Here is a 4338-nt window from a genome sequence, read left to right on the forward strand (position 1 = left end):
GGCGGCGCTGATTTCCTCGGCACCCATGTGGATGACCGAGACGTTGGCGTTCACTAGCGAAACCGCCTGTTCCAGACTTTCGATGGCGGCGTTGAAATCGGTCTTGAGCGTCACGGCCGACTGGGGGAAGTCCGCCGTAATGCGCCACGTCAGATCACCGCGCGCCATGGCCTCGAGGCCTTCGGCCAGAGCGGTAACGACCAACTCGTCGTTCTTGCGGCTCTGTTCCATTTCCGCTTCGCGGCGCAGGCGGGCCTCTTCGGCTTCGCGCTGCATCGCTTCGTTGCGGGCTTTGAGCGCTTGTTGTTCGATCGAAGCCTGTTTGAAGTGCGCAACGGCAGAGGCCATCTGGCCCACTTCATCCGTTCGGCCCAGAGCCGGAATATCGACCTGGGTGTCGCCGTTAACGAGCTTGCGGGTGGCGATAGCGACCGCGCGCAGGGGCTTGGACACACCGTTGGTCAGCCAAACGCCGCAGGCCACAGCCATGCCCAGTGCCAGCACCGAGCCGATGGCCATGACGATACGCATCATATTGGCCAGCGCCTGTTGGCGCTCGGCCAGAGCCTTGGCTTCGGCCAGACGCTCGTCGACCAGCTTCTGGAGAATGGCATCGACCGGAGCCAGCAGTCCGCTGCTGTCGTAATCGGCAAGGTTCTCCAGACCCACACCGCGCACAGCCACAGCTTCGAACCAGGTTTCCACGCCTGCGCGGGCCTGTTCGACCTGACCCTGCGAGGCCGGATCAAGGGTCTTGTACTCGTCCAGAGCCCTGTTGAAGAGCGAGCGGTGGTCGCTCACGGCATCAATCGCCGAGGGAATGCGCGACATTACATAGGCCCGTAGAGCCGCATCCTGACGCGACATATGCAGTTGGGCCTGAACGGCGGCCTGCTCGGCGGCGTTAACACGCTCGACCTCGCGGCGGTTCTTCTCGACGCCGCTGACGCCGAAATAGATGCCAAGACCCATGAGCAGAATGGCAGCGATGATGCCACCGAACGCGAAGGTCAGCTTCTGCTGAATCTTCAGATTATTGAGCGCGCCCAACATTCAGTCTCTTCCCCCGATATCTGCCGCGATGCCGTGGGTTAACGACCCGTTTTCATCACGGCTTGCCAGAAGACGCGCAGCCCCTTGCGCGATGCGAACTGCATCTGCGCGGTAAAATGCAATCTGCGGTTCGTTCTGAAGCGCACAGGGCATCGGGGGGGCCATTCACATCCTCGGCAATGATTTTTGACCATGTGCCTGTACAAACGTAGGTTTCGGTAAACCGCCGAGTACGGGCAATCCCCTATATGGCTAAGGTAGATGTCTTACCGAACTGTAGTTGCGCGGGATTTTATTGCCACGTTTGGTGATTTTTGTGATAACCACGATATCCGAGAATGCGTTAATTGGCCGCTTTGCAGGGGTTGTTGACGCGCTTTATTCCCCTCACAAGGGAACAAAGATATTTCCTGCCGTCCTACAGGGTGTGAGACCATTCCGTCGCCAGCGCCAGATTCCCCCCAAACCCCAGCGCCCGACGCGCCCCCCTCGCGACACCCCGCCCGCCCCAGCACAGGGGCCGTCTCACCGGTCGTGATTGGCAAGGTCGTATTGGCGCTAGCCGGTGTGGTCGCCTCGCTGTTGGCGATCTACAACAACCCGCCGTATGGCCTGCATCTGCTGCTTCCGATTCTGGCCATGACCCTGTCGTCCATGTTGACGGGATGGCGCTGTACCTTGGCCGCGCAGGTATTGCTGTGGCTTGGATTGATCCTGCTCTGTGCGACCCACCATATTCCGCTGGCCGAGATGATCGTGGTAGCGATCGTGACGGCAGTGGTCGCCTTCGCGGTCCAGCGCGACAATAACCCGCTTCTGGGTGCCTTCGGCCTGCACCAGACGACCGAGAACGAAGTCCTCCGCTCGCTCTTGTCAGCGGTACCGGTTGTCCTTCTGGACAAGCAAGGCCGGATCTCCCGCGCCAGCAAGGCCTGCGCCGACATCTTCGGCATCCCCCAATCGGCTACTGTGGGTCAAAGCTTTGGCGATCTGGTTCCGGGGTTTGACTATGCGAAGCAGGCCGCGCCCTCGGTCCCGTCGGGGCAGGTCGAATCCGGACGCGCCAACTGGCACGCCATGCGCCCCGATCAATCCTCGCCCATCCCCGTGGATCTCTGGCTGGACCACACGCCGCAAGGGCCGCTGATCCGTCTTGTCGACCTGACGCCGCGCCATGCCGCCGATGCCCAAGCGCGCGAGCTTCACTCACAGCTTAACAAGGTGTGGCGTCTGAACTCGCTGGGCGAGATGGCGGCCACTCTGGCGCATGAACTGAACCAACCGCTGGGAGCCGCCGCCGCCTATCTGCACGCCGCGCAGGAAGATATGAAGGCGGCGGGCCCTCTGGGCGAAAGCGCTCTTCGCACCACCGATCTGGCCAAGGCGCAGATGCTGCGCGGCGGCCAGATCATCCGCCGCATGCGCGAGCTTCTGACGATGGAGATGCGGGCGTTGGAGAAAGAACGCGTCAGCCGGATCGTCGATGACGTATTGCCGATCCTGACCCTGACCGGGCAAGACCGGAACATCGTAATTTCCACCGAGATCGAGATGCCCGATGTCGTCCGCATGGACCGGATTCAGGTCCAGCAGGCGCTCGTCAATCTGGTGCGCAACGCCGTCGAAGCCAGCCCGAACAACTCCAGCGTCGTGATCACCGGTAAGGTTATTTCCGACCGATCCTACGAGATTGGCGTCGAAGACAGCGGTCCCGGTATTGCCCCCGATCAGGTAGACAGCGTATTCCAGCCCATGACCTCGACAAAATCGGGCGGCATGGGCTTGGGGCTGTCGGTGACCCGAACCATTGTTGAAAGTCATGGTGGTACCCTCCGCGTCGGCGTGTCGCGTTGGGGCGGTGCACGTTTTTCGTTCAACCTCACAACTGCAAAACAGGAAGCCGAAGAATGACGCCATCAGTCTTCATCATTGATGATGATGCAGGGATGCGCGACTCCCTAGTCACCCTGTTGCGAAGCCAGGGCATCCGATGCCGCGCCTTCGCCGGTGGCGCTGACTTTCTGCGCGCCATGCCGCAAGACGAGACAGCCTGCGTCGTAACCGATCTGCGCATGCCCGAGGTGGACGGCTCCGAAGTGGTCCGCCGTGTGAGTGAAGAACATGGCGCGGCATGGCCGATCCTTGTCATCACCGCCCACGCCGATGTGCCCTTGGCCGTTAGCCTGATGAAACAGGGCGTTGTGGACTTTATCGAGAAGCCGTTCGATCCCGCCCGCCTTATCGAGAGCGTGCGCGGCTGCCTGTCGCGATTGACGCAGGTCGGCGAGCAACAGCGCATTTCGGCCGCCGCGCGCGAAAAGTTCGAGCGTCTGACCCCGCGTGAAATGCAGGTGTTCGATGCGCTGATCGAAGGGCTGTCGAACAAGGCTATCGCCATGACGCTGGATATCAGTCCGCGTACCGTCGAGGTCTTCCGCGCCAAGGTGATGCAGAAGATGCAGGCCGACAGCCTGTCGGACCTGATCAAGACCGGACTGCTCTTACGCACCGAAGACGCCTAAGCCTCTTGAACAGAGAGTGGCGATATCCCTAATTCACTCCACAACGATAGGGAGTGAGTCATGAGTGCGAATCGCCTTTTACGACAACAGGCCTTCATTGACGGCCAGTGGGTCGACGCCGACGGGGGCGAGACGATCACCGTCACCAACCCTGCGACCGCAGATGTGTTGGGTACTGTTCCCAACATGGGTGCTGCCGAGACGCGCCGCGCCATCGAAGCCGCCGACAAGGCAATGAAGGACTGGGCCAAGCGCACCGCTGCGGACCGCGCCAAGGTCCTGCGCAAATGGTTTAACCTGATGCTCGAAAATCAGGAAGAGCTGGCCCGCCTGCTGACCGCCGAACAGGGCAAGAGCATCACCGAAGCGCGCGGTGAAATCGCCTATGCCGCCTCCTTCATCGAATGGTTCGCCGAAGAGGGTAAGCGCGCCTATGGCGAGGTGATCCCCACCCATGACAATGGCAAGCGCATCGTCACCCTGCGCCAACCGGTCGGCGTGGTGGGCGCGATCACGCCTTGGAACTTCCCGTCGGCCATGATCACCCGCAAGGTCGGCCCTGCGCTGGCTGCCGGTTGTGCTGTCGTTCTCAAGCCCGCTGCCCAGACGCCGTACAGCGCCTTTGCGCTTGCGGTACTGGCCGAAGAAGCCGGCCTTCCGGCTGGCCTGTTCAACGTTCTGACCGGCTCGGCCAGCGCCATCGGCGGCGAGCTGACCAGCAACGAGACCGTACGCAAGATCAGCTTCACCGGCTCGACCGAGG

At 61.6% G+C, this 4338-nt stretch carries 4 protein-coding genes; 3 read left to right on the top strand and 1 reads right to left on the bottom strand.

What is annotated here, in order from left to right; genetic code table 11:
- Positions 1-1053 (bottom strand): HAMP domain-containing protein (locus tag OB03_RS14285; protein ID WP_461344607.1); only part of this gene is annotated, 1053 nt, incomplete at its 3' end.
- A 534-nt stretch (positions 1054-1587) separates the two neighbouring features.
- Here OB03_RS14285 and OB03_RS14290 point away from each other — a divergent pair.
- From OB03_RS14290 to OB03_RS14300, 3 genes are all read left to right on the top strand, one after another.
- Positions 1588-2964, top strand: coding sequence for a two-component system sensor histidine kinase NtrB (locus OB03_RS14290; protein WP_461344608.1), 1377 nt, complete (start codon positions 1588-1590; stop codon positions 2962-2964).
- Positions 2961-3575, top strand: a complete 615-nt coding sequence (locus OB03_RS14295; RefSeq protein WP_242915064.1) for a response regulator transcription factor — start codon at positions 2961-2963, stop codon at positions 3573-3575. Before OB03_RS14290 ends, OB03_RS14295 begins: the two co-directional genes overlap by 4 nt.
- A gap of 60 nt (positions 3576-3635) precedes the next feature.
- Positions 3636-4338 (top strand): aldehyde dehydrogenase family protein (locus tag OB03_RS14300; RefSeq protein ID WP_461344609.1); only part of this gene is annotated, 703 nt, incomplete at its 3' end.

It is taken from the genome of Brevundimonas sp. GN22 (genome assembly GCF_054824005.1).